This is a genomic window from Pseudomonas sp. Sample_14 (genome assembly GCF_004307515.1).
GTDB lineage: Bacteria > Pseudomonadota > Gammaproteobacteria > Pseudomonadales > Pseudomonadaceae > Aquipseudomonas > Aquipseudomonas atacamensis.
In genome coordinates this window covers 1-22,886 of record NZ_RCOC01000072.1, presented here as the reverse complement: position 1 = coordinate 22,886, position 22,886 = coordinate 1, and the positions used below count along the sequence as shown (strand labels likewise).

Below are 22,886 nucleotides of genomic sequence, written 5' to 3'. Positions count from 1 at the left end.
ATTGTCCTCGAGACGGTGATTGGGTGTGGCCTCAGTATTGACGCTGGCCGAGGATTCGAGGATTGGCCGCACCGACAATAGACGGGGGAAAACTGACAATGGCTGCACAAAGAGCCGCCACCGCTGAACTGGGCGTGCTGATTTACCCCGGCGCGCAACTGGCGGCGGTGCACGGTCTGACCGACCTGTTCGCGGTGGCCAACCGCATTGCCGCCGAGTATCAGGCTGTGCAATTGCCCTTGCTGCGGGTCAGTCACTGGCAGGTCGAGGGCGAGCAGTTGCCGACGCGGGTTTACGACAGTCATCCCGGTGCCGAAGACGCTTTGCTCGCCATGCTGATTCCGCCGTCCCTCGGCGGGTTCGATGCGGCGCAGATGACCGCGAGTCTTGCGCAATGGCTGCGCGATCAGCATGCGCGCGGCGCAACCCTTGGTGGTGTTTGTGTGGGCTCGTTGATGCTCGCTGAAAGCGGCTTGCTCGACGGTCGCAGCGCCACCACCCACTGGACCTCGGCCCAGGCGTTTGCCGAGCGTTACCCGAAGATCAAACTCAAGGCCGACACGCCGATTGTCGACGACGGTGACCTGATCACCACGGCGGGGCTGATGGCCTGGTCGGAACTGGGACTGCGCCTGGTCGATCGCTTGCTCGGCCCGAGCATCGCCACCGCGACCGCGCGTTTTCTGGTGATGGAACACAGCGACAGCGCCAGTGAATGCGGGAGCAATTTCGCGCCGATTCTCAGTCATGGCGACGCGGCGATTCTCAAGGTTCAGCACTGGCTGCAAAGCACCGGGGCGACGGATGTTTCGCTGAACGCGATGGGCGAGCGCGCGGGCCTTGAAGAGCGCACTTTCCTGCGCCGATTCCGCGCCGCGACAGGCTTGAAACCGACCGAATATTGCCAGCACCTGCGGGTCGGCAAAGCGCGAGAAATGCTCGAGTTCACCAATGGCACGATCGACCACATTGCCTGGACGGTGGGCTATCAGGATCCGGGCGCGTTTCGTGCGATCTTCAAGAAGATTACCGGGTTGGGGCCGAGTGAGTACCGGGGGCGGTTTGGTGTGAATCCCGCTCCCAGAACGACGATGAACTAATGTGGGAGCGAGCCTGCTCGCGAAGGCGCTGGATCTACAGAATTGTAGTCGGCTGACACTACGCTTTCGCGAGCAGGCTCGCTCCCACAATGATCGCGGCAGGATGACAGATCGTGCAATTTGCCGGAGTTTTGCGCGCCGTCGTGCAGTTTGAAACAGGCCTCATGCCAGCACATTCACGGCAAACTCCCGATTATCGGGCGGTTCGGCGGGATCGTTGTTTGGCCTGATCTCTGCAATTTCCTTTGAGAACCCATCGACTGATAAAAGGGGAACGCATGACCCCGACACCCAGCAACAAAATCGTCGTGGCCCATTCGGTGCGTGCCGAGGCGCCGCAACATGAAGTCGAGACCAACAAGGCTCTGGCGCGTTGGATGGCGCAGATTCTCGGCTGCAAATTCGGCGGCAGTTACGATCCGGCCAAACATCAGGGCCGCGAGCTGTATCTGCTGCCAACGCAAACCATCGTTGGCGCCGCCCACGCTCAAGCGCTGGGCATCAAAGGCCCCGATGACTTGTGGGGCGGTTACGTCGAATACGATTTCATCTGCACCAAAGCCATCAGCCACGGCTTGCGCAGCCATCTGGCGCACGCGCCGCAAGGCTGGTCGCCGCTGTTTTCGGAGCGGGTGCGCAACGTTGTGCTCGACGGTCTCAGCGTATTTGCCCTGGAAGATGCACGTCCCGCCGCCGAACATCTGCTGTACGCCGGGCCGATTCGCTTGAAGCCGGTTCACGCTTGCGCCGGTCGCGGTCAGGAAGTGATCAAGAGCCTCGACGCGTTCGATGAAATCCTCGCGCGGCCCGAGTCGCAAAGCCTGTTCAGGGACGGCGTAGTGCTGGAGCAGGACTTGAGCAACGTCGTCACCCACAGCGTCGGCCAGTCGTTCATCGGCGGCAAAGTGTTGAGCTACTGTGGTGATCAATACTTGACCGAGGACGGCCAGGGCGAAGAGGTCTACGGCGGTTCGAATCTGCTGGTGGTGCAAGGGGGCTATGACCAATTGCTCGTGCTGGATCTGCCTGATGATGTGCGTCTGGCCATTGAGCAGGCACAGGTCTTCGACAGCGCCGCCAACGAAGCCTACCCGCGCTTCTTCGCCTCGCGGCGCAATTACGATATCGCCCAAGGCCTCGACGCCAGCGGCAACCCGCGCAGCGGCGTGCTCGAACAATCCTGGCGCATGGGCGGTGCCAGCAGCGCTGAAGTGGCGGCGCTGCAAAGCTTCGTCAACGATCCACAGATGCGCGCCATCCGTGTGTCGTCGGTGGAAACCTACATCGATCAGGCGCTGCCGGCGGACGCCATCGAGGTCTATCGCGGCCCGGCGGAAAACAGCGCGTTTCTTCTCAAATATGTGACGGTCCAATCCTATGACGGCTAGAAGCGAAAGCATTCAAATCGACATTGATGACGAACAGATGAGCGGGACTTTTCTCAGTCCCAAATCGAAAGTCCCGGGGGTGTTGTTTGTTCACGGTTGGGGCGGCAGTCAGGAACGTGATCTGGAACGGGCCAAAGGTATCGCCGGCCTGGGTTGCGTTTGCCTGACCTTCGACCTGCGCGGGCACACCGGCGGCACCGGAATTCCGCTGACCCGGGTGACCCGTGAAGACAATCTGCGTGATTTGCTGGCGGCCTACGATCGCTTGCTGGCGCACCCGGCGCTGGATACCTCGGCGATCGCTGTGGTCGGCACCAGTTATGGCGGCTATCTGGCCTCGATCCTGACGTCATTGCGCCCGGTGCGCTGGCTGGCGCTGCGCGTACCGGCGCTGTACCGCGACGAGCAATGGCACACGCCCAAACGCGATCTGGACAAGGCCGACCTGCGCGATTATCGCGGCACGCTGGTGCGCGCCGACAGCAATCGCGCCCTGCATGCCTGCTCGCAATTCACTGGCGACGTGCTGTTGGTGGAATCGGAAACCGACGATTTCGTGCCCCACGCGACGATCATGAGTTACCGCGCCGCGTGTCAGCAGACCCACTCGTTGACCCACCGGATCATCGATGGCGCGGATCACGCGTTGAGTGACCCGGTGTCGCAGCAGGCCTACACCTCGATTCTGGTGGACTGGATTACCGAGATGGTGGTGGGGGAGCGGTTGAGCATTATCCAATCCAGATGATCTGTCGCGTGTACCGCCCCTTCGCGAGCAGGCTCGCTCCCACAGTTTGTGGAGCGAGCCTGCTCGCGAAGGGGCCATCAGCAGCAATGCACGGTCAGGACGGTTTCTTCTCGATGCGCAACGCCTTGGCCTTCGCTTCCACCACCAGATACATCACCACCGTAATCAACAGCGGCAGCAGAAAATAAATCGCCCGATACGCCAGCAATCCCGCGACCAGACTGCCGCGCGATGCCTCGTGCTGCAGCAGCGCCACAAACACCGCCTCCAGCACACCCAGCCCCGCCGGAATGTGCGTGATGACCCCGGCAATCGCGCTGATCAACAGCACGCCGAGCACCAGCGGATAATCCAGTTTGCTTGGCAGCAGAGTGAAGATCACCGCCGCCATCAGCGACCAGTTCAGCGCGCCCAAAAGCAATTGCAGCACCGCCATGCGCAGCGACGGCAGGTTGATTTCCACGCCGCGAATCGACCACTCGCGGCGCTTGGAAAACTGACACGCCGCCAGATAGCCGGCGCTGACCAGCAGCAATAACACACCGACCAGTTGCAAGGCCGAACTGCTGAGTTTCCAGCCCGGTGGCATCGTCACCAGACCGCTGCTGAACACTACGCCAGCGATGGTCATGTAGCCGAACCAGTTGGTTGCCAGGCTCAGGCCGAGAATCTTGGCGATGTTGCCTTTGCTCACGCCCAGCCGCGAATACAGGCGATAGCGCATGGCGATCCCGCCGACCCAGGCGCTGAGGTTGAGGTTGAAGGCGTAACTGATGATGCCCACCGGCAGGATCTGCTTCCAGGTCAGGTCCTGACGAATGTAGGTGCGGCCGATCAGGTCGAAACTGGCGTACACCAGAAAGCTCAGCAGGGTCAGGCTGGCGGCGATGATCAGCGTGCGCACCTTGAAATCGGCAAGGGTCTCCAACACCTCGGCCCATTCGATGCGGGTGGCGAACATCGTCAGCAGGACGATCAGCGCGAGGAAAAACAGGATGGTCAGCGGACGTTTCCAGCGGCTCCATTTCGACGGCGCCGCTTGTGCCGAATGGCTATCGGAGTGCACTTCGGAATGACTCATGGACGCGCACCTCGGAAAGGCTTCAGACGCGGTTTATGCGCCGGCAGCCAACCGGCCATGGCCGGGAAGTGCCGCAGGAAGTGGAACACCAGAAAACCCACGGTCATGTGCCAGATACGCCCACGCGGCAACAGTTTGGCGTCCATGGCCTTGCAGTGGTTCTGGCTGAGGTCTTCGAGGCGTTCGTACAGGTGCTGATTGAACGCGCGGTCGCGGATCAGCACGTTGGCTTCCAGATTCAGCGACAGGCTCAGCGGGTCGAGATTGCTCGAGCCCACGGTGCTCCAGTCTTCGTCGACAAGCGCGACCTTGCCGTGCAGCGGGCGTTGGCAGTATTCGTGAATCTGCACGCCGGCGCGCAACAGATAATCGTAGGTCATGCGCGCCGCCAGTTTCGCCACGAGCATGTCCGGCTGGCCTTGCAGGATCAGCCGCACCTCGACGCCACGGCGGGCGGCGTTGCGGATTTCGCGCAGCAAACGGTAGCCGGGAAAGAAGTAGGCGTTGGCGATGATTACCCGGCGCTTGGCCTTGCGCAGCACCTGCAAATACACGTCTTCGATATCGGTGTTGTGTTGATCGTTATCGCGGAACACCAGGCGCACCTGGCCGTCGTGGTCGGTGAAGGCCATTTCCTCCAGACGCTGGCGCCGGCGTTGCCACCAGAACCGCGCCCGCCCGGGGCGACCGCTTTGCAGCAGGGCGAAGTGATGGATATCGGCGACCACCGGGCCCTGGATCTCCACCGAGTAATCCTGCTTGGCTTCAGGGCCGAAATCGGCCAGGTGATCGCCGGAAAAGTTGATCCCGCCAATGAACGCGATCAAGCCGTCGACCACCACGATCTTGCGGTGTAGGCGGCGGAACCAGTTGGTGCGGATGCCCAAATGCTTTGGCGCCGGATCGAAGATTTGCAGATGCACGCCGGCATCGCTCAAGGCCGACAGATAGCCAGTGCTCAGCTCGCCACAGCCGAAGCCGTCGAGGCTGACCGTGGTGCGCACGCCGCGCTGGGCGGCTTCGATGAGGATCTGCTGCAACTCGGCGCCGACCTTGTCTTCGAAAACGATGAAGGTCTCCAGCAGGATCTCGCTCTTGGCTGCGCGCATCGCTTCGAACACGCGGGGGAAATACTCCTCGCCGTTCTCCAGCAGCTCTACGCGGTTGTTGCTGTGCCATTGATACTCGACGTCAACGTGGCCGGGCTCGCGCACCGGCGGGTTCAACGGGACCGGGTCGACGGCGGATTTTTCCAGTGGCGCACTGTTCATAGTTCAATCTCCACCGATAACGGTGCGTGGTCGGAAAGGTGGGACCAGGGCCGGTTGGTCAAAACTTTCGGCCGGCTGGCCTTGAGGTTGCGTACGTAGATGCGGTCGAGTCGTAGCGCTGGCAGCCGCGCGGGAAAACTGCGCGCGGGTTTGCCGTACTGCTCGGCGAACACTTCGCGCAGGCCACAGGGCTTGAGCTGCGCATCGGCACGCTGGCGCCAGTCGTTGAAATCGCCAGCGACGATCACCGGAGCGTCGGCGGGCAATTCGGCGAGACGTTGCATCAGCAGATCCAGTTGCGCGTTGCGGTGGCTCTCGCGCAGGCCCAGATGCACGCAGATCGCGTGCACTTCGGTGCCGTCGCCAGGCAGGCGCAGCACGCAATGCAACAGGCCGCGGTTCTCATGGCCACTGATCGACACATCGAGGTTGTCGTGGCGGATGATCTGGAATTTCGACAGCAGCGCATTGCCGTGATCGCCCGCCGGATACACCGCGTTGCGCCCGTAGGCGAATTGCGGCCAGAGGCTGTCGGCGAGAAATTCGTATTGCGGCATCGTCGGCCAGTTGTCGTAGCGTTTCGGATGCTGCTCGTGCGTGCCGTGCACTTCCTGCAGAAACACCACGTCGGCGGCGACACTGCGCACCGCTTCACGCAGCTCCGGCAGAATGAAGCGCCGGTTCAGTGCGGTGAAGCCCTTGTGGGTGTTGACCGTCAGTACGGTGAAAGTGCGCACCGAGGGCGCAACCACGGAGCCTTCGTCGGTAAAACCGACCGGTTCGGGAATGCTCATGACAGAACTCCTTCTGCGGCAACTTGCCCGGGAGTCGTGGCGAGGTCTTTATCGAGGTCGAAGCGCTGCAAGAGGTTGCGTGCGTCGTAGGGCGCGCGGACTTTGATGTCGTTGTCGAAGTAGCAGAACACTTCGCGGGATTTGCGCGCGCGGGGTTTCAGGCGTGGCGCTATCAGGTGGGCGTCCTCTGGCTGTTTACCGTGATGCCAGGCGTCGATGCGCTCGGCCCAGCGCTTGAGCGCTTGTTCGGAATAACCGCTGGCGTAGAGCTCTTCGGCGCCGTGCAGGCGCAGATAGACGAAGTCGCTGGTGAGGTCTTCGCGGTACGGCCATTTGCCGGCGGTGTCGGCGACCACCAGCGCGGTGTTATGGCGCTTGAGCAGGCGCACGAACTCCGGGTCGATAAAGCTCTCGTGACGGATTTCCACGGCATGGCGCAACGGCTTCTTGCGCCAGGCTTTGATGCTGGCGTGGCCGGGCAGATGGGAATCGTGCTGGCGGGCGAGGGCGGCTGCGGCTTGGGTATCGTGGGGCAGTTGCGCGAGAAACTGGTCGAAGCGCTCGGCATCGAACTTGAAGTTCGGCGGAAACTGCCAGAGGATCGGCCCGAGTTTTTCCTTCAGCTCCAGCACGCCCGAGGCAAAGAAATTCGCCAGCGGTTTTTCGATTTCGCGCAAACGGCGCACGTGGGTGATGAAGCGCGGCGCCTTGACGCTAAACACGAAGTCATCAGGGGTTTCGGCGTACCACTGGGCGTAACGTTCGGGGCGTTGCAGGGCGTAGAACGATCCGTTGATTTCGATGCTGTTGACCGCGCGGGAGGCGAACTGCAATTCGCGCTTCTGCGCCAGTCCCTTCGGGTAGAAGTCCCCGCGCCACGGGGCGTAGCGCCAGCCTGAAATACCGATGTGAATCGTCGCCATCCCATCCTCCCGTAGAAAGTCCTCGTGTTGCCGATGTTCTGTGATGACTGCGGCGGGGGCGGGAAAGTTTCGGTGGTGTTACGGACGGTCGCGGGTGAAGCGAAGGTCAAAAGCTTTCCCCCTCACCCCAACCCTCTCCCCCCAAAGGGGGCGAAGGGGAAAGGGAGCAGATCTGCATGGTGTTCAGGACTTGAGTTCGACTCAAGACGTGCAGTTGGTGATTTTGGTCAGGCAACTCGGTCGGCTCCCTCTCCTGGGGGAGAGGGCTGGGGTGAGGGGGCTCTTGAACTTGCCGCGCAATTACCGATCAGTTCCTTACCAGGGTCAGCCACGGGAGATCGGAGCTTTGCGCAATTTCAGGATCGCCATTCTGCTGGCAGCGCTGCTGTGCTTGGGCGTCAATACATCGCAAGCCGTCGCGCTACCGGGCGTTCCGGCTGCCGCCGACACGGCGGAGAAATCCGCCGAACCGGAACCGCTGGTGCAGGGCGGTCTGCTCGGGGCGATCAGTACGAGCATCGACGATGTGCAGGAAAAACTCGATCTCAACGAACACCTGGTCGATGCCTGGCGGCTGCGCGCCGACCGCGCGGCGGATGAGGTCGATCGGCTGGTCAAGCAACCGTCAAACCGCTCGGGCTGGAGCGTGGCCGGGGATTTCCTCACGTTGTCGGGAGTCTGGCTGGGCAGTTTCGCCCTGCTCACCGTGCTCGGCAGTCTGTTGGCCAAGCGTCTGCTTGAGGGCCGCTGGTTGCGCACCCGCCAGCGCAGTCAGGATCTGCTCGGTTACGTGCTGCCTTACACCGTGCCGGCGCTGATCTGCCTGCCGCTGACGCTGTATGTCAGCCACTTTCTGCAAGCTTCGGTGGGCCGTGCGCTGGCGTTGTGTCTGGCCTACGCCACCAGCAGCGGCATTTTTTCCACGTCGATGTTGTTGTGCGTGGTGGTGATGTTCAACGTCGGGCACAAGCGCGCCGCCGCGCGAATCATCCGTGAATACTGCCCGCGCCCACTGTTCCTGATCGGCTTTCTCGCCGCCCTCAGTGATGCCCTGACCAGCCCGCAGATCGCCCGACAATTGGGCGGCAATATCACCAGCAGCATCGCCGTGTTCACCGGGCTGATCGCCTCGGTCATCTTCGGTTTGCTGGTGATTCGCCTGCGCCGCCCGGTGGCGCATCTGATCCGCAATCGCCCGCTCGCTCAGCGTTTGAAACAACGGTCGCTGCAGGAATCACTGCGGATATTTTCCGGGCTGTGGTACTGGCCGATCGTGCTGATGGTGCTGGTCTCGGCAGTCAGCCTGATCGGCATTGGCGAGGACAATCAGAAAGCCCTGCGCTGTGCCTTGTTCACTACCGTGCTGCTGATCGCCACGGTGTTTCTCAGCACGGTGTTGCAGCACCTGTTCAAATCACGCAAGGCCGAGGCGATCCAGCGCAGCAGTGCCTACAAGGAGCGCTTTCTCAGCCTGTTGCATGCTTTGCTGCGCATCGTCATGGCGATTGTCTTCATCGATATTCTCGGGCGGATCTGGGGCGTGTCGTTGCTCGATTTCGCCCAGAGCAGCACGGTCGGCCGGGCGATCAGCAATGCCTTGAGCAGCATCGGCCTGATCTTCCTGGTGACGTGGCTGCTGTGGGTGGTGCTCGACACGGCGATTCAGGAAGCGCTGAAACCGCCGCTGAGCAAACGTGCGGCACGCCAGCCGAGCACGCGGGTGAAAACCATCCTGCCGCTGCTGCGCAATGCGATCAAAATCATCCTCGTGGTGATCTGCGCGATTACCACCATGGCCAACCTCGGCATCAACGTCGCGCCGCTACTGGCCGGTGCGGGCGTGGTCGGTCTGGCGATCGGTTTCGGTTCGCAGCAACTGGTGCAGGACGTCATCACCGGGTTGTTCATCATCATCGAAGACACCCTGTCGATCGGCGACTGGGTGGTGCTCGATTCCGGCCACGCTGGCACGGTGGAAGGCCTGACCATTCGCACCTTGCGCCTGCGCGACGGCAAGGGTTTTGTGCATTCAGTGCCGTTCGGCCAGATCAAGGCTGTGACCAACCAATCACGCCAGTTCGCCTTCGCATTTTTCTCGGTGCAGTTCACTTACGACACCGACGTCGACAAGGCCATCGAGCTGATCCGCGAGGCCGGCGATTCGATCCGCGAAGACCCGTTCCTCAAGTACAACCTGCAAGGGCCGCTGGATGTGTTTGGCGTGGACAAGATGGACTTGAACGGCGTGGTGTTGACGGCGCAATTCCGCACAGTGTCCGGCGGGCAATATGCGGTGAGCCGCGCGTTCAACCAGCGCTTGAAGAAGCTTGTGGATAACACACCGAATGTGCATTTTGCGCAGACTTATCCACAGCAGGTTCTGTTGCCGAAGCGGCAGGAGGAGGGGGCGGTGGTTGCGGGTGAGGTGCCGCAGGAGTCGCGGACCTGAAGCATAATTTTGGGGTGGAGGGCCGGCCATTCGCGAGCAGGCTCGCTCCCACAGGGGAAACGGGATTGAACTGTGGGAGCGAGCCTGCTCGCGAAGACGCCGGTGCGAACACTCTCAATGCCGGATCAGCTTGGCATGCAGTTGTCCCATGGCTATCGGATCCAGCTCTACCCAAACCTGCTGCTTGCCGGCAATCACCGCCGCCACCGCCACCCCATCGCGATACACCAGCCGATTGCTCACCAGCGCCGGCACTTTCACCCCGGGCAACAACGTCCCGGCCAGATTCAGCGGATCAACCCCACACACCGCCACCAGGCTGCCGTCCTGCGGGCGTCGGCGTACTTCGCGCAGCAAGGGAATGGCTTCGGGCAAGGCAAACTGCTCGCCAGCCAGACCACTGACAAACCGCCCGCCACGAATCTCGCCCCGCGCTTCCAGACGATGAAAGGTGCGCAGCAATTCCCGCCAGCTCGGCAACCAGTCCGCTTCGCGTTCCAGCAGACGCCAGAACACCACGCCGTAGCGGCGCAGCAGGGTCATGGCGACATGTTCGAGTGTTTCGGCGGCATCGGCTGACGAACCCCGGCGCAGCAATGCCCAGCGCCCGGCATCGTCCATGCCGCCGATAAACGCGCCGCGCCCGCGTCGGCTGCTGCGCTGCTGGCGCTTGCTTGCGGGAGTGATCAGCGCGCGCAGACCGGCGAAGCTGTCGGCGTTCACCAAACCTGCGGCAACCAGTTCCTGCAAAGCGATTTCCAGTTCGCTGCGCAGCAAGCGCGCTTCATGAATCAGCTCATCGAAAAACAGCGCGCCATGCTGACTCAGCGCCTCGAAGACTTTCTGTGTTTTCGGCGATAACTCGCTCACTGGTGTCTGTTCTGCCAATGCACTCCACAAACCCACCTGGCTACGCGGCAGCAGCACGATCGGCGTACTGCGCAATGCCGAGCCGCTGACCTTCTGCCGCGCATTGATGCGCGTCCACACCAGTTTGCCGTTGCGGCACAGTTCATCCAGCCAGCTCGGCGAATAGTCCTTGAGGCGGGCCGGCAGGATGTCGCTGTCCCACGCCGAAGCTGCCGCCGGGTAGCCTTCGAATTGGCCGACAATCGCCGGCAGCACCGCACTGCCCTGACCTTGGGTGGCCGGCGTCAGATGCTGCCAGTCGAACAGAAAACGCATGAAGTCCTGCAATGCCACCGGTTCGATTTCCCGGCGCAGGCGCTTGACCGTGTAGCGATGGATGCGCGCCAGCAGATGGCGTTCGCACCATTCTTCAATCGCGCTGTTCGGCGTGAACTGGCCGCGCAACACATAACCTTCACGCTCCAGTTGCGCGAGGGCCTGATTGACTTGCGCAACTGGCAGGGCGAGCGGCTCGGCAATGGCGGGCAACGGGATTGGCCCAAAGGCGCCGAGGCGGGCGCGGATCACTTCGACCAGCGCCTCATCGAATGCCCACGTATCGTCGAATCCGGGCAGCGCGACTGCTGCGCTTGCCAACGTCGCCTGTGGATAAAGTGCTTGTAGGCAACTCAAGCGTTCGCGGGCCAGCCATAACTGATGCTCGGCGTCGATCTGCAATAGGCAGGCGCGGCCGCTGGCCATCAGCGTTTGCAGCCAGTCCGGCCAACCCGCGTTGGCGCGCGCTTCGGTGTCGCTTATGCAGGCGAGGCTCATCAGCGCTTCGTGCATTTCATCCATGGAATTGGGCGACGGCCAGGCTTCTTCGCGTACTGCGGTGATCGCATCGGCATCGAGTGCGCCGAGATCATCGGTCGACTGCGGATCGCTCCAGCGTCGATTGATCACCGCTTGCGTGCGGCGTTCCTCCAGCGGCGCGTCGTCGAGAAACGTGTACGGTCGGGCGCTGAGGATTTCTGCCGCCAGCGGCGACGGCGCAGGTAAATCCCGGGCGATCAGGCGCACCTCGCCACGCTCCATGCGGCGCAGTAGGGTCAGCCAGCCTTCGCTGTCCATCGCTTCGTGCAGGCAATCGTCGAGGGTCTGTTCCACCAACGGATGCTCGGGGACTTCACGCTCGCCGGCGAGGTTTTCCAGGCAGGCGATCTGGTCGGGAAACACGCTGGCGATGAGGTCTTCGCTTTTCATCCGTTGCAGTTGCGGAGCGACTTTGCGCCCGCCGGTAAAACGCGGCAACGCCAGCGCCACTCCGGCACTCCAGCGCCAGCGCACGCCGAACAACGGCGCATCAAGCACCGCTTGAATGAGCGTGTGTTCGGCGCTGTTGCTGTGCAGGTAACGCCAGACTTCGTCGAGCTCGAAGCTGTGACTGGTGGACAGCGACAGCACGATCGCGTCTTCGCTGGCGGCGGCCTGCAACTCGAAGTTGAAGGTGCGGCAGAAACGCTTGCGCAGGGCCAGGCCCCAGGCGCGGTTGATGCGGCTGCCGAACGGCGTGTGAATGATCAGTTGGGTGCCGCCGGACTCGTCGAAAAACCGCTCCATCAACAGCGTGTTCTGCGAGGGCAGGGCGCCGAGGGTTTGCCGTGCGCGCGCCAGATATTCAACCAGTTGCTCGGCGCTGGCGAGGTTGAGGCCGAGTGTTGCGGTCAGCCAGTCGAGCGCCGGTTGCAGATTCCCGGGGCTGGCGCTGAGCAATTCGTCCAACTGCGCTTGCAGGCGCGCGACGGCCGCCGACAGTTCATCACTGCGCCCCGGCGCTTCGCCGAGCCAGAACGGAATGGTCGGCGGCATCCCCTGCGCATCCTCGACCCGCACTTTGCCGCTTTCCACCCGCAGGATGCGGTACGAGGTATTGCCGAGCTGGAACACGTCGCCGGCGATACTTTCCACGGCGAAGTCTTCGTTGACGCTGCCGATGTTCAAGCCCTGGGGTTCTAGCAATACGCTGTAGTCGGCGTTGTCCGGAATGGTGCCGCCGCTGGTCACGGCAGTCAGTTGCGCGCCCCGCCGGCCACGTAATGTGCGGCTGACGGCGTCACGGTGCAGGTAGGCGCTGCGAATGCCCTGACGGCCGTTGTAACCCTCGGCGAGCATGCTCAGCAGGGCCTGATAGTGTTTTTCGTCGAGATCGCGATACGGCCACGCTCGGCGGAACATCGCCAGCAACGCGTCCTCCGACCATTCCTGGCAACTGACCTCGGCAATGATCTGCTGCGCCAGCACGTCCAGCGGCTTTTCCGGAATCTGCAGCGTATCCAGCTCGCCCCGGCGCACGCAGTCGAGCAGGGCGGCGCACTCGATCAGATCGTCGCGGGTGGTGGCGAACAAACGACCCTTGGGCGTGCCGCCGACCTGATGTCCGGAACGGCCAACCCTTTGCAGAAACGCAGCAATCGAGCGCGGTGAACTGATCTGGCAGACCAGGTCGACTTCACCGATATCGATGCCTAGCTCCAGCGACGCCGTGGCGATCAGCACTTGCAGCTCGCCGCGTTTGAGCCGTTGTTCGGCGTCGAGGCGAAACTCCTTGGCCAGGCTGCCATGGTGCGCCGCCACCGCCTTCTTGCCGAGGCGTTCGCTCAGATGCCGGCTGAGGCGCTCGGCAAGGCGTCGGGTGTTGACGAAAATCAGTGTGGTGCGATGCTCGCGGGCGAGTTCGGCGAGGCGCTCGTACACCAGTTCCCAGACATCGTTGGCCATCACCGCCGACAACGGCACCGGCGGCACTTCGATACCCAGATCCCGAGGGCGGGCGTGGCCAATGTCGACGATTTCGCAGGGGCGATCGTGACCGACCAGGAATTGCGCCACGGCTTCTACCGGCTTCTGCGTGGCGGACAGGCCGATGCGGGTCAGCGGTTCGGCGCACAACGCTTGCAGTCGTTCAAGGCTCAAGGACAGATGACTGCCGCGCTTGCCGGCGGCCATGGCGTGGATTTCGTCAATGATCACCGTGCGCGTAGTGCCGAGCATCCTGCGCCCGGATTCCGAGCCAAGCAGCACATACAGCGATTCCGGGGTGGTGACCAGAATGTGCGGCGCGGTCTTGCGCATGGCGGCGCGGTCTTTCTGCGGCGTGTCGCCGGTTCGTACGGCGGTAGTGATGGTCAGCTCCTGCAGGCCCATTTCGCGCAATTGCGCGGTAATGCCAGCGAGCGGATTTTGCAGGTTGATCTGAATGTCGTTGGACAGTGCCTTCAGCGGTGAGACATAGACCACCAGGGTTTCGGCGGGCAGACCATCGGGCTGTTCCAGACCGCGATGGACAAGCTCATCAAGCACGGCGAGAAACGCGGTCAGGGTTTTGCCGGAGCCGGTGGGCGCGGCGATCAGCGTCGACCGGCGCTGGCGGATCAACGGCCACGCACGGGCCTGAGCGGCGGTGACCGCCGGGAAAGTCTTGTTGAACCAGGCGCTGACGGCGGGGTGAAAGCCGGCCAGCGCACTGTTGGCGGGGAGGGGCAGATTCATGACTGAAGTTATGCGGGCGGGGGCGGGAAGATGCAAGTACCGTTCGGACGCCTTCGCGAGCAGGCTCGCTCCCACCTTGGAATGCGCTCCCCTGTGGGAGCGAGCCTGCTCGCGATAGCGCCAGTGAGGGCGATACAAATCCGCGCATCTACACTTTACGGATGACGGTTGCGCACTAAACCCGCAAAATGCAACGATTCCGGCAATTATCGACGACGGTTCCACGAGAACCGTCGCCAAAGCCATCGTTCCAATCAGACTGGGCCTGCTGACTCTATGCGAATGCGCCTTATGTTACTGGGCGGCGGAAATGCCCTTGGGCAGGCGCTGATTCGCCTCGGTGCGGAAGAAGACATCGGTTTCCTCGCCCCCCGCCCGCCCGAAAACGGCTGGGATGCCGCGAGCCTCACCCAACTGCTCGACGACACCCGTCCCGATGCGTTGATCAACCTCGCCTACTATTTCGACTGGTTCCAGGCCGAGAGCGTCAGCGAAAGCCGCATGAGCGGTCAGGAACGCGCCATCGAGCGTCTGGCCGAGCTGTGCCAGCACCACAACATTGTCCTCGTGCAGCCGTCGAGCTATCGCGTGTTCGACGGCTCACGTGCTACCGCTTACAGCGAAAAAGACGAACCGGTGCCGCTGGGCCTGCGCGGTCAGGCCTTGTGGCGCATCGAGCAAAGTGTGCGCGCGACCTGCCCGCAACATGTGCTGCTGCGTTTCGGCTGGCTGCTCGACGACAGCCCGGACGGCACCCTCGGACGCTTTCTCGCCCGTGCGGAACAACCCGAAGAGTTGCTGCTGGCCGATGATCGTCGCGGTAATCCGACTCCGGTCGATGACGCCGCGCGAGTGATCATCTCCGTGCTCAAGCAACTCGACTGCGCCGCGCCGCTGTGGGGCACTTACCATTACGCCGGCCACGAAGCGACCACACCGCTGGCGCTGGGCCAGGCGATTCTCACCGAAGCACGCAGCCTGCATCCGCTGGCGATCGAAGCACCGACCGCGCAGGCCCATGCCGCGCGCCCGGACGCCGCCGAAGAGCCGCAACACGCGGTGCTGGCCTGCAAGAAGATTCTCCACACTTTCGGGATCAAGCCGCGCGCCTGGCGTGCCGCGCTCCCGGGTCTACTGGACAGGTTTTACCGACATGGCTGAAGGAACGGTTCTAATCACCGGCGGAGCAGGATTCATCGGCTCGCACCTGACCGACGCCTTGCTCGCCAAGGGCTATGCGGTACGCGTGCTTGACGATCTGTCGACCGGCAAGCGCAGCAACCTGCCGCTGGACAATCCCAAGGTCGAACTGGTGGTCGGCGATGTCGCCGATGCCGCTTTGGTCGCCCGCGCCATGCAAGGTTGCAACGCTGTCGCGCATCTGGCGGCCGTGGCCTCGGTGCAGGCCTCGGTGGACGATCCGGTGAAAACCCACCAGAGCAATTTCATCGGCACCCTGAATGTCTGCGAAGCCATGCGTCTGGCCGGGGTCAAGCGTGTGGTGTATGCCTCCAGCGCGGCGGTGTACGGCAACAATGGCGAGGGCGAGTCGATTGATGAAGACACGCCAAAAGCGCCGTTGACACCCTATGCCTCGGACAAACTGGCCGGTGAGCAGTACTTCGATTTCTACCGTCGCCAGCATGGCCTGGAACCGGCAATTTTTCGCTTCTTCAACATCTTCGGCCCCCGCCAGGATCCGTCCTCGCCGTATTCCGGGGTGATCAGCATTTTCAGCGAGCGCGCCTCGAAGGGTTTGCCGATCACAGTGTTTGGCGATGGCGAGCAGACTCGCGATTTCCTCTATGTCGGTGATCTGGTCGATTTGCTGGTGCAGGCGCTGGAAAAGCCTGATGTACAGGAAGGCGCGGTCAATGTTGGCTGGAACCAGGCGATGAGCCTGAAGCAGATGCTCGAAGCTTTGAAATCGGTAATCGGTGAGTTGCCGCCCGTGAGTTACGGGCCGGCGCGTTCGGGTGATATCCGCCATTCGCGAGCCGATAACCGACGCTTGCTGCAGCGCTTCGAAATGCCGCCGCAGACGCCGATGAGTGTGGGCTTGGCGCGCTTGCTGGGGCGCTCCTGAGAAGCCCCTCACCCTAGCCCTCTCCCAGGGGAGAGGGAACTGACTGAGGTGTTTGTGAGAAGTACGCCGACTTGCGATACCCAGTCGAACTCAGGTTTTGAACAACACACAAATCGGCTCCCTCTCCCCCGGGAGAGGGCTGGGGTGAGGGGCCCGGGCCTCCAACGCCCCACATGACTCAGCACCAAATGAAAAAGGCGCCTTTTTCAACAGGCGCCTTTTTCACGGCCGGAATATTGCTATCCCTGTGGCGAGGGAATTATCCCCCGATCGACTGCGTACGGTCTTCGTCAGGTCTGTGCCTGCCCGCCACCAAGCCTCATTCACCACCACGTGAACGTTCGGTAAAAAATCGACTTAGAACTTATAGCCCAGACCGACCATGTAGATGAACGGATCGACGTCCACATTCACCCGTGCACGGGTGCCGGGGGCGACGGCGTTGTTCTCGACGGTCGCGCGGGTGTCGATATCGATGTAGCGCACCTGGGCATTGAGCATGATGTTGTCGGTGATCATGTAGTCGGCGCCGACCTGCCAGGCCAGGCCCCAGGAGTTTTTCGCCTTGAAGTTGCTGAAGCCGTTGGCGCTGGCTTCGCTGCCGACGTGTTCGTCGTAGATCCAGGTGTAGTTGATGCCACCACCCACATACGGCTGGAAGGCCGATTTCGAATCCAGCGGGTAGTAGACGACGCTGAGGGTCGGCGGCAGGTGTTTCAGGGTGCCGAGCTTGCCGTTGGCGGCGGGCAGGGCGGTGCCCTTGAGCTTGACGTCATGCTCGAACGGCGTGGCTGCCAGCAGTTCGATACCGATGTTGTTGGTGAGCATGTAGGCGAAGTTCAGGCCCAGTTGGGTGTCGCTGCTCATGGTCGCCTTGCCGCCCAGATTGGTGCCGCTCAGCGGACCCTGATCGACCTTGACGCTGGAGCTGTCGGCCTTCGGGTTGACGGTGATCGCACCGGCGCGCACAAGGATGTCACCGGCTTCGTGGGCGTGGGCGAGCGGGGCTGCGAGCGCGAGGGCAAACAGCGAGGCGCTGAGCAAGGACTTGTTCATGGGGGCTCCGAAAAGGACATAAAAATTCGATGTCCTAGGGTACGAAGCCGTCTGATACGGTGTTTTGACTCAGCTCAATGAAACAGTGAAGGGGCGGGGTTTTGTGGAACCTTTGAGGGCCTATTCGCGAGCAGGCTCGCTCCCACTTTGGAATGTGATCACCTGTGGGAGCGAGCCTGCTCGCGAAGACGATAGACCAGCCAATACAAAACTACCGGGAATTACTCCGGCAGTTCATACGCATAAATCTTCTCCGCCTCCATCTGATACCCGGCATCGGCCAGCTCACTGCTCGACGCTTTCACCTGCAACGGTCCTTCAACCCAATACGGCTGATACAGCTCGTCGAGCTTCACGCCCAGTTCGCTTTTCACATGGACGATCTGGTTCGACGGCGGTGGCGGTACGTGGATGCAGGCGCCGAAATACGGCACCAGCAAAAAGTCGGTAGTGCGCCCCTCTTCGCTGACTTCCAGCGGCACGATGTAACCGGGCAGGCGAATGTTCTGCCCGTCGAGGCTCTTCACTACCGGTGCGTTGGGCATGTCCTGCTTGGCCGCCGGCGCGGACTCGGCAGAGAGTGCGTCGCCCATCTTCGACAGGTCGTGCAGCGGGGTCATGTTCGGCACTTCCGGCGCGGCGTCCGGCGGGATCATTTCCGACCAGGTCAGGTCTTTCGGCGCCGCTGCCCACACGGGCAGGGCGACCAGCATCAGCAGCGCAAGCAGGGCGCGGGGCATGGTGAACATCCTCATAAACGGATCGACAGGCCATCGGCCAATGATTGGCGATACGCGCGCCAGGCCGGCACGCTGCCCATCAGCAGCGCGGCCGCCAGAATGCCACCGAGCAGCGTCCATTCATACTCGCTCGGCCATGCCAGCGGCAGATACAAACCGTAATTGGCCTGCACGTACCCTTGCGCAGCGGCGATGCCGACGTACAGCAACGCCAGCCCGGCAATCACCCCGGTCAGCGCCAGGGCGAAAGCTTCCAGCACCAGCAGACTTGCGATGTGCCACGGCCGCGCGCCCACCGAACGCAGAATCGCCATCTCGCGGCGACGTTCGTTGAGGCTGGTGAGAATCGCCGTGAGCATGCCGATCAGCCCGGTCAGCACAACGAACAGCGAGACCACGAACAAGGCTTTCTCGGCCGTGCTCATCAGACTCCACAATTCCTGCAAGGCCACGCCCGGCAGGATCGCCAGCATCGGTTCGCCACGGTACTCGTTGATCTCGCGCTGCAAGGCAAAGGTGGAAATCTTGCTGTTGAGGCCGAGCATGAACGCGGTGATCGCTTGCGGGGTCAGGTCCATGTTGCGCGCCTGATCAGCGCTGATCCGCCCGTTGCCGCGCGCCGGCACACCGTTGTGCCAGTCGATGTGAATCGCCTCCATGCCGCCGAGGCTGATGTGCAACGTGCGGTCCACCGGGGTGCCGGTACGCTGGAGGATGCCGACCACGGTGAAGGGTTTGTCGTCATGCTTGACCAGGCTGATCGCCGCCACGCCGTGGGCCAGTACCAGTTTGTCGCCGAGCTTGTAGTGCAGCGCTTCGGCGACTTCGGCACCGAGCACCACTTCGAAAGGATCGGTGGCAAACGCGCGACCGTCGGCCAGCGCCAGGTGTTGCTGGCGCCCGTACTGGTAGTGCTCGAAGTAGGCTTCGGTGGTGCCCATCACGCGATAGCCGCGATGGGAATCGCCGAGGGACATGGGGATTGCCCACTTCACTTTCGGATTGTTGGCGAAGTGTTCAAAGCTGTCCCAACGGATGTTGTTGGTAGCGTTGCCGATGCGGAACACCGAATACAGCAGCAGGTTCACCGACCCCGAACGAGCGCCGACGATCAGGTCAGTACCGCTGATGGTGCTGGCGAAACTGGCCTTGGCTTCGGTGCGCACACGCTCGACGGCGAGCAGCAGGCACACCGACAGGGCGATGGCGAAGGCGGTGAGCAATGCGGTGAAACGGCGGTTGGCCAGGCTGGCCATGGCCAGACGAAACAGATACATCTCAGACCTCGGCGGACGTAGCGGCGCGATTGAGATCGGCCAGGGACAGATGACGGTCGAACAGCGGCGCCAGGCTCTGGTCGTGGCTGACGAACAACAGACTCGATCCGGCCTCGCGGCACTCGGCAAACAGCAGGCGAATGAAGTTCTCGCGGGCGTCGTAATCCAATGCCGAGGTCGGTTCGTCGGCGATCACCAGTTCCGGTTGACCGATCAACGCACGGGCGGCAGCGACCCGTTGTTGCTGGCCGATGGACAGCGAGTCGGCGCGGCGGCTGAGGATGCTTTCGTCTTTCAGACCCAAGTGCGCGAGCAGTGTGGCGGCGGCCTGATCGACGCTGCCGTGGCGCTGTTTCGCCCGTTGCGCACGCAGTTTCGAGAAGTGACACGGCAGCTCAACGTTCTCGCGCACCGAGAGAAACGGCAGCAGGTTGAATTGCTGGAAAATGTAGCCGGTGTGATCGACACGAAACGTATCGCGCTTGCCGGCAGACAGTTCGGTCAGCTCCTGGCCGAGCAGGCGAATGCTGCCGCGACCGGGCTTCTGCACTCCGCCGAGCAGGCCGAGCAGAGTGGTCTTGCCGCTGCCGCTGGGGCCTTTGAGAAACAGGGTTTCGCCGGCTTCCAGACGAAACGCCGGGATGTCCAGCAGCGTCGGGTGACCGGGCCAGTTGAAGCCAAGGTCGGAAAGTTCGATGAGTGCTTGGGTCATGGCACCGATTTTCATGAAGTGAACACATAACCCTGTGGGAGCGAGCCTGCTCGCGAAAGCGCTGGGTCAGACACCCACATGTCAGCTGACACGCCGCCTTCGCGAGCAGGCTCGCTCCCACAGGGGATTTCGGTGGATCCTAGAATTTCAGCGCAGCCGACTTGGCCGTCACTTCGGTACCTTGCTGGCCAGTCGCGCTGATCAGTTGTACCTGAATCTTCTGCGTCGCCGGGAAGGTCTTGAAGATGTTCGTCAGGTTCAGCGTGCTCAGCGCGCCCGGTGTGGCGCAGCTGAATTGGTAATGCGCATGGATTTCGCTGTGGTCGTGGTGATGCTCGTGACCGTCCTTGTCCGCTTCATCTTCGTCGTGATCATCGGCGTCCGGTTTGTCGCCGAACAGCGGGCTTTCCAGTTCCTGACTGACCACCTTGCAGCCGGCCGCAGCGGGCAGGCTGAACAGAGCCAATGGTTTTTCCAGTTGCGCCCGAGCGGCAGCGACTTTGGCCTTGTCGGCATCGGACGTGGCGGCGTGTTCAAAACCGACCAGATTCATCGCCGGGCTTTCCAGCTCCAGCTCCAGGGTCTGACCATCGAGCGCGGCGTTCAGCCGACCCACGCCATGTTCGTGAGCGCCGAGGCTGCCGTGCTCATGATCATGATCGTGCTCATCAACCGCATGGGCAGCGGCCAGCGGCAACAGGGCAAACGGCAAAGCGAGCAACAGACGACGCATGACGGACTCCGAGAAAAATGAAAAGTTTGTTATGTAATCTTATAACGAAAGTGCGCAGAGTGTGCCCGTGCGCTTGAGATTGCGCAAGACATGGCTAAGCACCGCCCGGGATGAGTTCGCGGGCGGTGCTGGGATTGGATGTCATGCTTGCAGAATCAGAAGCCTGCGCCGGGATAGTCGAACCAATAGTGTCCCGAAAGAACATCGTTGATCAGATTTGCGTCGAGCACGCTCGGGGCATCGCGACTGAAACGCTGTCGCCAAGCCGGAAGCCACCAGTAGTTGATGGCTGTTCCGCGCGGAAATACCACCAGAGTCAGCACCTCCTTATCCATTTTGCCCTGCGTGTAGAGTTGATGACTGCGATCCATCAGGGCCATGTACTGGTCGATTGGCAGTCTGAACATAAGTGCCATGGTGAAGATTTTTTCACTCTGACTGAACGCCGGACTCTGCAGTACCCGCAATGCTTCGCAAGTGTGTGAATTCGGTTGACTCGCTATGCTCTGGCCTTCGGGGGTTGAAAGTATGTCAAAACGATCATCCATGTCTCGCCAGTCGGTCCGGCTATTGCGCTCAAAGTAATCACGAATAACAAGGGTCAGTGGACCTGCAGTTTCCCCGTCAGCGGGACAAGCCGAAAGATCGGCAGGCAACCAGATGCGCCATGCCACGATGAGCAAGAGTGGGGTCATCAATAGGGCGTAGTAACTTCGTTTCATTACAGGGTGCTGTGAGAAAAAGGACACTGTAGATGAATGCTCGATAACCGCCACACTGGACAACGTCGCTTGGCGTTGCACAAGTCCCGTGGGAGCATGCAGGTCAGAAAAATGCAGGAGCGAACTCGATGTTGCGGATACGCGGAACGGTCGGCGAAGTGCCGGTGGATTTGACGGTGGAGCTGGATGACAGCGATTGGGCCAGGCTGGGTTCGGCGCTGAGCGGGCAGGCGCCGGTCGTGCAGTCTGAGGCAGTGGCGTCGGCCCCGGCGGCGAAGCCGGTGAATCAGGATGATGCGCTGTGGCAGGTGGCCAAAGACGTGTTGCGCAACGCCGGGCAACTTAGCGGGCCGGATCTGCTGGATCAGTTGGAGGCGCTCACCGGCAGTGCGGTAGCGGGCAAGCGTCTGCTCGTGCGTCTGCGCCATAGTTCCGATGTGAAAGTGGCGAGCGGCGGGGATACGCCGCTCTATAGCTGGATCGGGTGAGGCCTTAATACAGCGCCGCAAACACTTTGCGACGGTAAGCCGTCACCAACGGATGATCATTGCCCAGCAGCTCGAACACCTGCAGCAAGGTCTTGTGCGGCAAGCCTTCGCCGTAGCTGCGGTTGCGGATGAACAGTTTGAGCAAGGCGTCCAGCGCCGCTTCGTATTGCTGGCGCGCCAGTTGCTGGATCGCCAGTTGGTACACCGCTTCATCGTCCTGTGGATTTTGCGCCAGGCGGCTCTTCAGGTCGGCGGCGTCCGGCAGATCGCGGGCGAGGCCGAGGAACTGGATCTGCGCCTTGGCGCCGGCGAGTGCGGCCTTGTGCTCATCGCTCTTGACCGCGTCGAGCACAGTTTGCGCTTCGCCCAGCTCACCGCGCTCGGTCAGGCAGCGTGCGTAAAGGATCAGCGCTTTGGCGTTGGTATTGTCTTCATTGAGAATGGTCACCAGCACCGCTTCCGCCTCGGCGAAGTGGCCTTCGTCGAACATCGCCTGAGCCTGTTCGAACGGGTCGGCAGCGGCCGGTGGCGGCATCTGCACATGCGGTTCCAGCAGCGCGCGCACGGCGGATTCCGGTTGTGCGCCGGCAAAGCCGTCGACCGGCTGACCGTCCTTGAACAGCACCACGGTCGGCAGGCTGCGAATGCCGAAGCGGGCGACGATGTCCTGCTCGATGTCGCAGTTGACCTTGGCCAGCAGCAACTCGCCCTGATAGCTCTCGGCAATGCCCTGCAGCATCGGCATCAACGCCTTGCACGGCGCACACCATTCGGCCCAGAAATCCACCAGCACCGGTTTGTTGAAGGAGGCTTCGATCACCGACTGGTCGAAATCGGCAGTCGTGGCGTCGAAGATGTACGGCGTTTCCTGACTCATGGGGGATCTCGTAAAAGCGTGGATGAGGCCACTATAAGGC

Annotated in this window: 19 protein-coding genes; 7 read left to right on the top strand and 12 right to left on the bottom strand. The window is 62.0% G+C overall.

The annotated features are described in order from the left end of the window. Window positions 1–98: 98 nt before the first annotated feature. From D8U61_RS17495 to D8U61_RS17485, 3 genes are all read left to right on the top strand, one after another. The gene (locus tag D8U61_RS17495) at window positions 99–1,100 is read left to right on the top strand and encodes a GlxA family transcriptional regulator (RefSeq protein ID WP_130927385.1); all 1,002 of its coding nucleotides are present in this window, start codon (window positions 99–101) and stop codon (window positions 1,098–1,100) included. A 278-nt stretch (window positions 1,101–1,378) separates the two neighbouring features. Further along, window positions 1,379–2,488: a DUF3182 family protein gene (locus D8U61_RS17490; RefSeq protein ID WP_130927384.1), complete on the top strand. Its 1,110-nt coding sequence runs from the start codon at window positions 1,379–1,381 to the stop codon at window positions 2,486–2,488. Continuing rightward, entirely contained in the window at window positions 2,478–3,236 is a 759-nt protein-coding gene (locus D8U61_RS17485; RefSeq protein ID WP_016772959.1) for an alpha/beta fold hydrolase, read from the top strand. The genes D8U61_RS17490 and D8U61_RS17485 overlap by 11 nt, the downstream gene beginning before the upstream one ends. A 94-nt stretch (window positions 3,237–3,330) precedes the next feature. Here the strand turns inward: D8U61_RS17485 and D8U61_RS17480 are convergent, their stop codons facing one another. The 4 genes from D8U61_RS17480 to D8U61_RS17465 are packed head-to-tail and all read right to left on the bottom strand — an operon-like array spanning window position 3,331 to window position 7,305. Further along, window positions 3,331–4,317, bottom strand: coding sequence for a lysylphosphatidylglycerol synthase domain-containing protein (locus D8U61_RS17480; RefSeq protein WP_024014510.1), 987 nt, complete (start codon window positions 4,315–4,317; stop codon window positions 3,331–3,333). Next, a complete protein-coding gene (gene clsB, locus D8U61_RS17475; protein WP_073475752.1) occupies window positions 4,314–5,588 on the bottom strand; it encodes a cardiolipin synthase ClsB in 1,275 nt (424 codons plus the stop codon). Before clsB ends, D8U61_RS17480 begins: the two co-directional genes overlap by 4 nt. Next, the gene (locus D8U61_RS17470; protein ID WP_056790768.1) at window positions 5,585–6,382 is read right to left on the bottom strand and encodes an endonuclease/exonuclease/phosphatase family protein; all 798 of its coding nucleotides are present in this window, start codon (window positions 6,380–6,382) and stop codon (window positions 5,585–5,587) included. Before D8U61_RS17470 ends, clsB begins: the two co-directional genes overlap by 4 nt. Then, window positions 6,379–7,305 (bottom strand): DUF72 domain-containing protein, encoded by a 927-nt coding sequence (locus D8U61_RS17465; protein WP_076564311.1) that lies wholly within the window; start codon window positions 7,303–7,305, stop codon window positions 6,379–6,381. Before D8U61_RS17465 ends, D8U61_RS17470 begins: the two co-directional genes overlap by 4 nt. A 346-nt stretch (window positions 7,306–7,651) precedes the next feature. Here D8U61_RS17465 and D8U61_RS17460 point away from each other — a divergent pair, with 346 nt between their 5' ends. Then, window positions 7,652–9,754, top strand: a complete 2,103-nt coding sequence (locus D8U61_RS17460; RefSeq protein WP_130927383.1) for a mechanosensitive ion channel family protein — start codon at window positions 7,652–7,654, stop codon at window positions 9,752–9,754. A gap of 114 nt (window positions 9,755–9,868) precedes the next feature. On the opposite strand, the gene D8U61_RS17455 is transcribed toward D8U61_RS17460, so the two are convergent. Beyond that, window positions 9,869–14,155 carry a DEAD/DEAH box helicase gene (locus D8U61_RS17455; RefSeq protein WP_130927382.1) on the bottom strand — a complete coding sequence of 1,429 codons (4,287 nt, stop codon included), beginning with the start codon at window positions 14,153–14,155 and terminating at the stop codon, window positions 9,869–9,871. A 276-nt stretch (window positions 14,156–14,431) separates the two neighbouring features. On the opposite strand from D8U61_RS17455, the gene D8U61_RS17450 reads away from it, so the two are divergent. Both D8U61_RS17450 and D8U61_RS17445 read left to right on the top strand, forming a co-directional pair. After that, window positions 14,432–15,316, top strand: coding sequence for a sugar nucleotide-binding protein (locus D8U61_RS17450; protein ID WP_038860943.1), 885 nt, complete (start codon window positions 14,432–14,434; stop codon window positions 15,314–15,316). Continuing rightward, window positions 15,309–16,241, top strand: coding sequence for an NAD-dependent epimerase/dehydratase family protein (locus D8U61_RS17445; RefSeq protein ID WP_130888581.1), 933 nt, complete (start codon window positions 15,309–15,311; stop codon window positions 16,239–16,241). Before D8U61_RS17450 ends, D8U61_RS17445 begins: the two co-directional genes overlap by 8 nt. 357 nt (window positions 16,242–16,598) lie before the next feature. Here D8U61_RS17445 and D8U61_RS17440 read toward each other — a convergent pair whose 3' ends face one another. The 6 genes from D8U61_RS17440 to D8U61_RS17415 all read right to left on the bottom strand — a co-directional run bounded on the left by D8U61_RS17440 (window position 16,599) and on the right by D8U61_RS17415 (window position 21,481). Further along, complete coding sequence (locus D8U61_RS17440) at window positions 16,599–17,297, bottom strand: OmpW family outer membrane protein (protein ID WP_016772968.1); 699 nt, start codon at window positions 17,295–17,297, stop codon at window positions 16,599–16,601. Between the two features lie 221 nt (window positions 17,298–17,518). Then, on the bottom strand, window positions 17,519–18,037 hold the full coding sequence (locus D8U61_RS17435) for a DUF3299 domain-containing protein (RefSeq protein ID WP_024014502.1): 519 nt from the start codon (window positions 18,035–18,037) through the stop codon (window positions 17,519–17,521). A gap of 11 nt (window positions 18,038–18,048) precedes the next feature. Continuing rightward, window positions 18,049–19,314, bottom strand: coding sequence for an ABC transporter permease (locus D8U61_RS17430; protein ID WP_024014501.1), 1,266 nt, complete (start codon window positions 19,312–19,314; stop codon window positions 18,049–18,051). 1 nt (window position 19,315) lies between these two features. Further along, a complete protein-coding gene (locus D8U61_RS17425; RefSeq protein ID WP_130911713.1) occupies window positions 19,316–20,026 on the bottom strand; it encodes an ABC transporter ATP-binding protein in 711 nt (236 codons plus the stop codon). Between the two features lie 139 nt (window positions 20,027–20,165). Continuing rightward, on the bottom strand, window positions 20,166–20,759 hold the full coding sequence (locus tag D8U61_RS17420; RefSeq protein WP_056790744.1) for a DUF2796 domain-containing protein: 594 nt from the start codon (window positions 20,757–20,759) through the stop codon (window positions 20,166–20,168). A 155-nt stretch (window positions 20,760–20,914) separates the two neighbouring features. Beyond that, window positions 20,915–21,481, bottom strand: coding sequence for a hypothetical protein (locus D8U61_RS17415; RefSeq protein WP_071173727.1), 567 nt, complete (start codon window positions 21,479–21,481; stop codon window positions 20,915–20,917). Window positions 21,482–21,609: 128 nt separating this feature from the next. Here D8U61_RS17415 and D8U61_RS17410 point away from each other — a divergent pair, with 128 nt between their 5' ends. Further along, window positions 21,610–21,969 carry a hypothetical protein gene (locus tag D8U61_RS17410; RefSeq protein WP_125918210.1) on the top strand — a complete coding sequence of 120 codons (360 nt, stop codon included), beginning with the start codon at window positions 21,610–21,612 and terminating at the stop codon, window positions 21,967–21,969. 4 nt (window positions 21,970–21,973) lie between these two features. Here D8U61_RS17410 and trxA read toward each other — a convergent pair whose 3' ends face one another. After that, entirely contained in the window at window positions 21,974–22,846 is an 873-nt protein-coding gene (gene trxA / locus D8U61_RS17405) for a thioredoxin (RefSeq protein WP_130927381.1), read from the bottom strand. Window positions 22,847–22,886: the final 40 nt, after the last annotated feature.

Bases quoted from the DNA above. Each gene is read 5' to 3' on its own strand.
- D8U61_RS17425 (WP_130911713.1), bottom strand. From the start codon at position 20,026: ATGACCCAAGCACTCATCGAACTTTCCGACCTTGGCTTCAACTGGCCC.
- D8U61_RS17445 (WP_130888581.1), top strand. From the start codon at position 15,309: ATGGCTGAAGGAACGGTTCTAATCACCGGCGGAGCAGGATTCATCGGC.
- D8U61_RS17470 (WP_056790768.1), bottom strand. From the start codon at position 6,382: ATGAGCATTCCCGAACCGGTCGGTTTTACCGACGAAGGCTCCGTGGTT.
- D8U61_RS17465 (WP_076564311.1), bottom strand. From the start codon at position 7,305: ATGGCGACGATTCACATCGGTATTTCAGGCTGGCGCTACGCCCCGTGG.
- D8U61_RS17480 (WP_024014510.1), bottom strand. From the start codon at position 4,317: ATGAGTCATTCCGAAGTGCACTCCGATAGCCATTCGGCACAAGCGGCG.
- D8U61_RS17430 (WP_024014501.1), bottom strand. From the start codon at position 19,314: ATGTATCTGTTTCGTCTGGCCATGGCCAGCCTGGCCAACCGCCGTTTC.
- D8U61_RS17485 (WP_016772959.1), top strand. From the start codon at position 2,478: ATGACGGCTAGAAGCGAAAGCATTCAAATCGACATTGATGACGAACAG.
- D8U61_RS17410 (WP_125918210.1), top strand. From the start codon at position 21,610: ATGTTGCGGATACGCGGAACGGTCGGCGAAGTGCCGGTGGATTTGACG.
- D8U61_RS17420 (WP_056790744.1), bottom strand. From the start codon at position 20,759: ATGCGTCGTCTGTTGCTCGCTTTGCCGTTTGCCCTGTTGCCGCTGGCC.
- D8U61_RS17490 (WP_130927384.1), top strand. From the start codon at position 1,379: ATGACCCCGACACCCAGCAACAAAATCGTCGTGGCCCATTCGGTGCGT.
- D8U61_RS17415 (WP_071173727.1), bottom strand. From the start codon at position 21,481: ATGAAACGAAGTTACTACGCCCTATTGATGACCCCACTCTTGCTCATC.
- D8U61_RS17455 (WP_130927382.1), bottom strand. From the start codon at position 14,155: ATGAATCTGCCCCTCCCCGCCAACAGTGCGCTGGCCGGCTTTCACCCC.
- D8U61_RS17450 (WP_038860943.1), top strand. From the start codon at position 14,432: ATGCGAATGCGCCTTATGTTACTGGGCGGCGGAAATGCCCTTGGGCAG.
- clsB (WP_073475752.1), bottom strand. From the start codon at position 5,588: ATGAACAGTGCGCCACTGGAAAAATCCGCCGTCGACCCGGTCCCGTTG.
- trxA (WP_130927381.1), bottom strand. From the start codon at position 22,846: ATGAGTCAGGAAACGCCGTACATCTTCGACGCCACGACTGCCGATTTC.
- D8U61_RS17440 (WP_016772968.1), bottom strand. From the start codon at position 17,297: ATGAACAAGTCCTTGCTCAGCGCCTCGCTGTTTGCCCTCGCGCTCGCA.
- D8U61_RS17435 (WP_024014502.1), bottom strand. From the start codon at position 18,037: ATGCCCCGCGCCCTGCTTGCGCTGCTGATGCTGGTCGCCCTGCCCGTG.
- D8U61_RS17495 (WP_130927385.1), top strand. From the start codon at position 99: ATGGCTGCACAAAGAGCCGCCACCGCTGAACTGGGCGTGCTGATTTAC.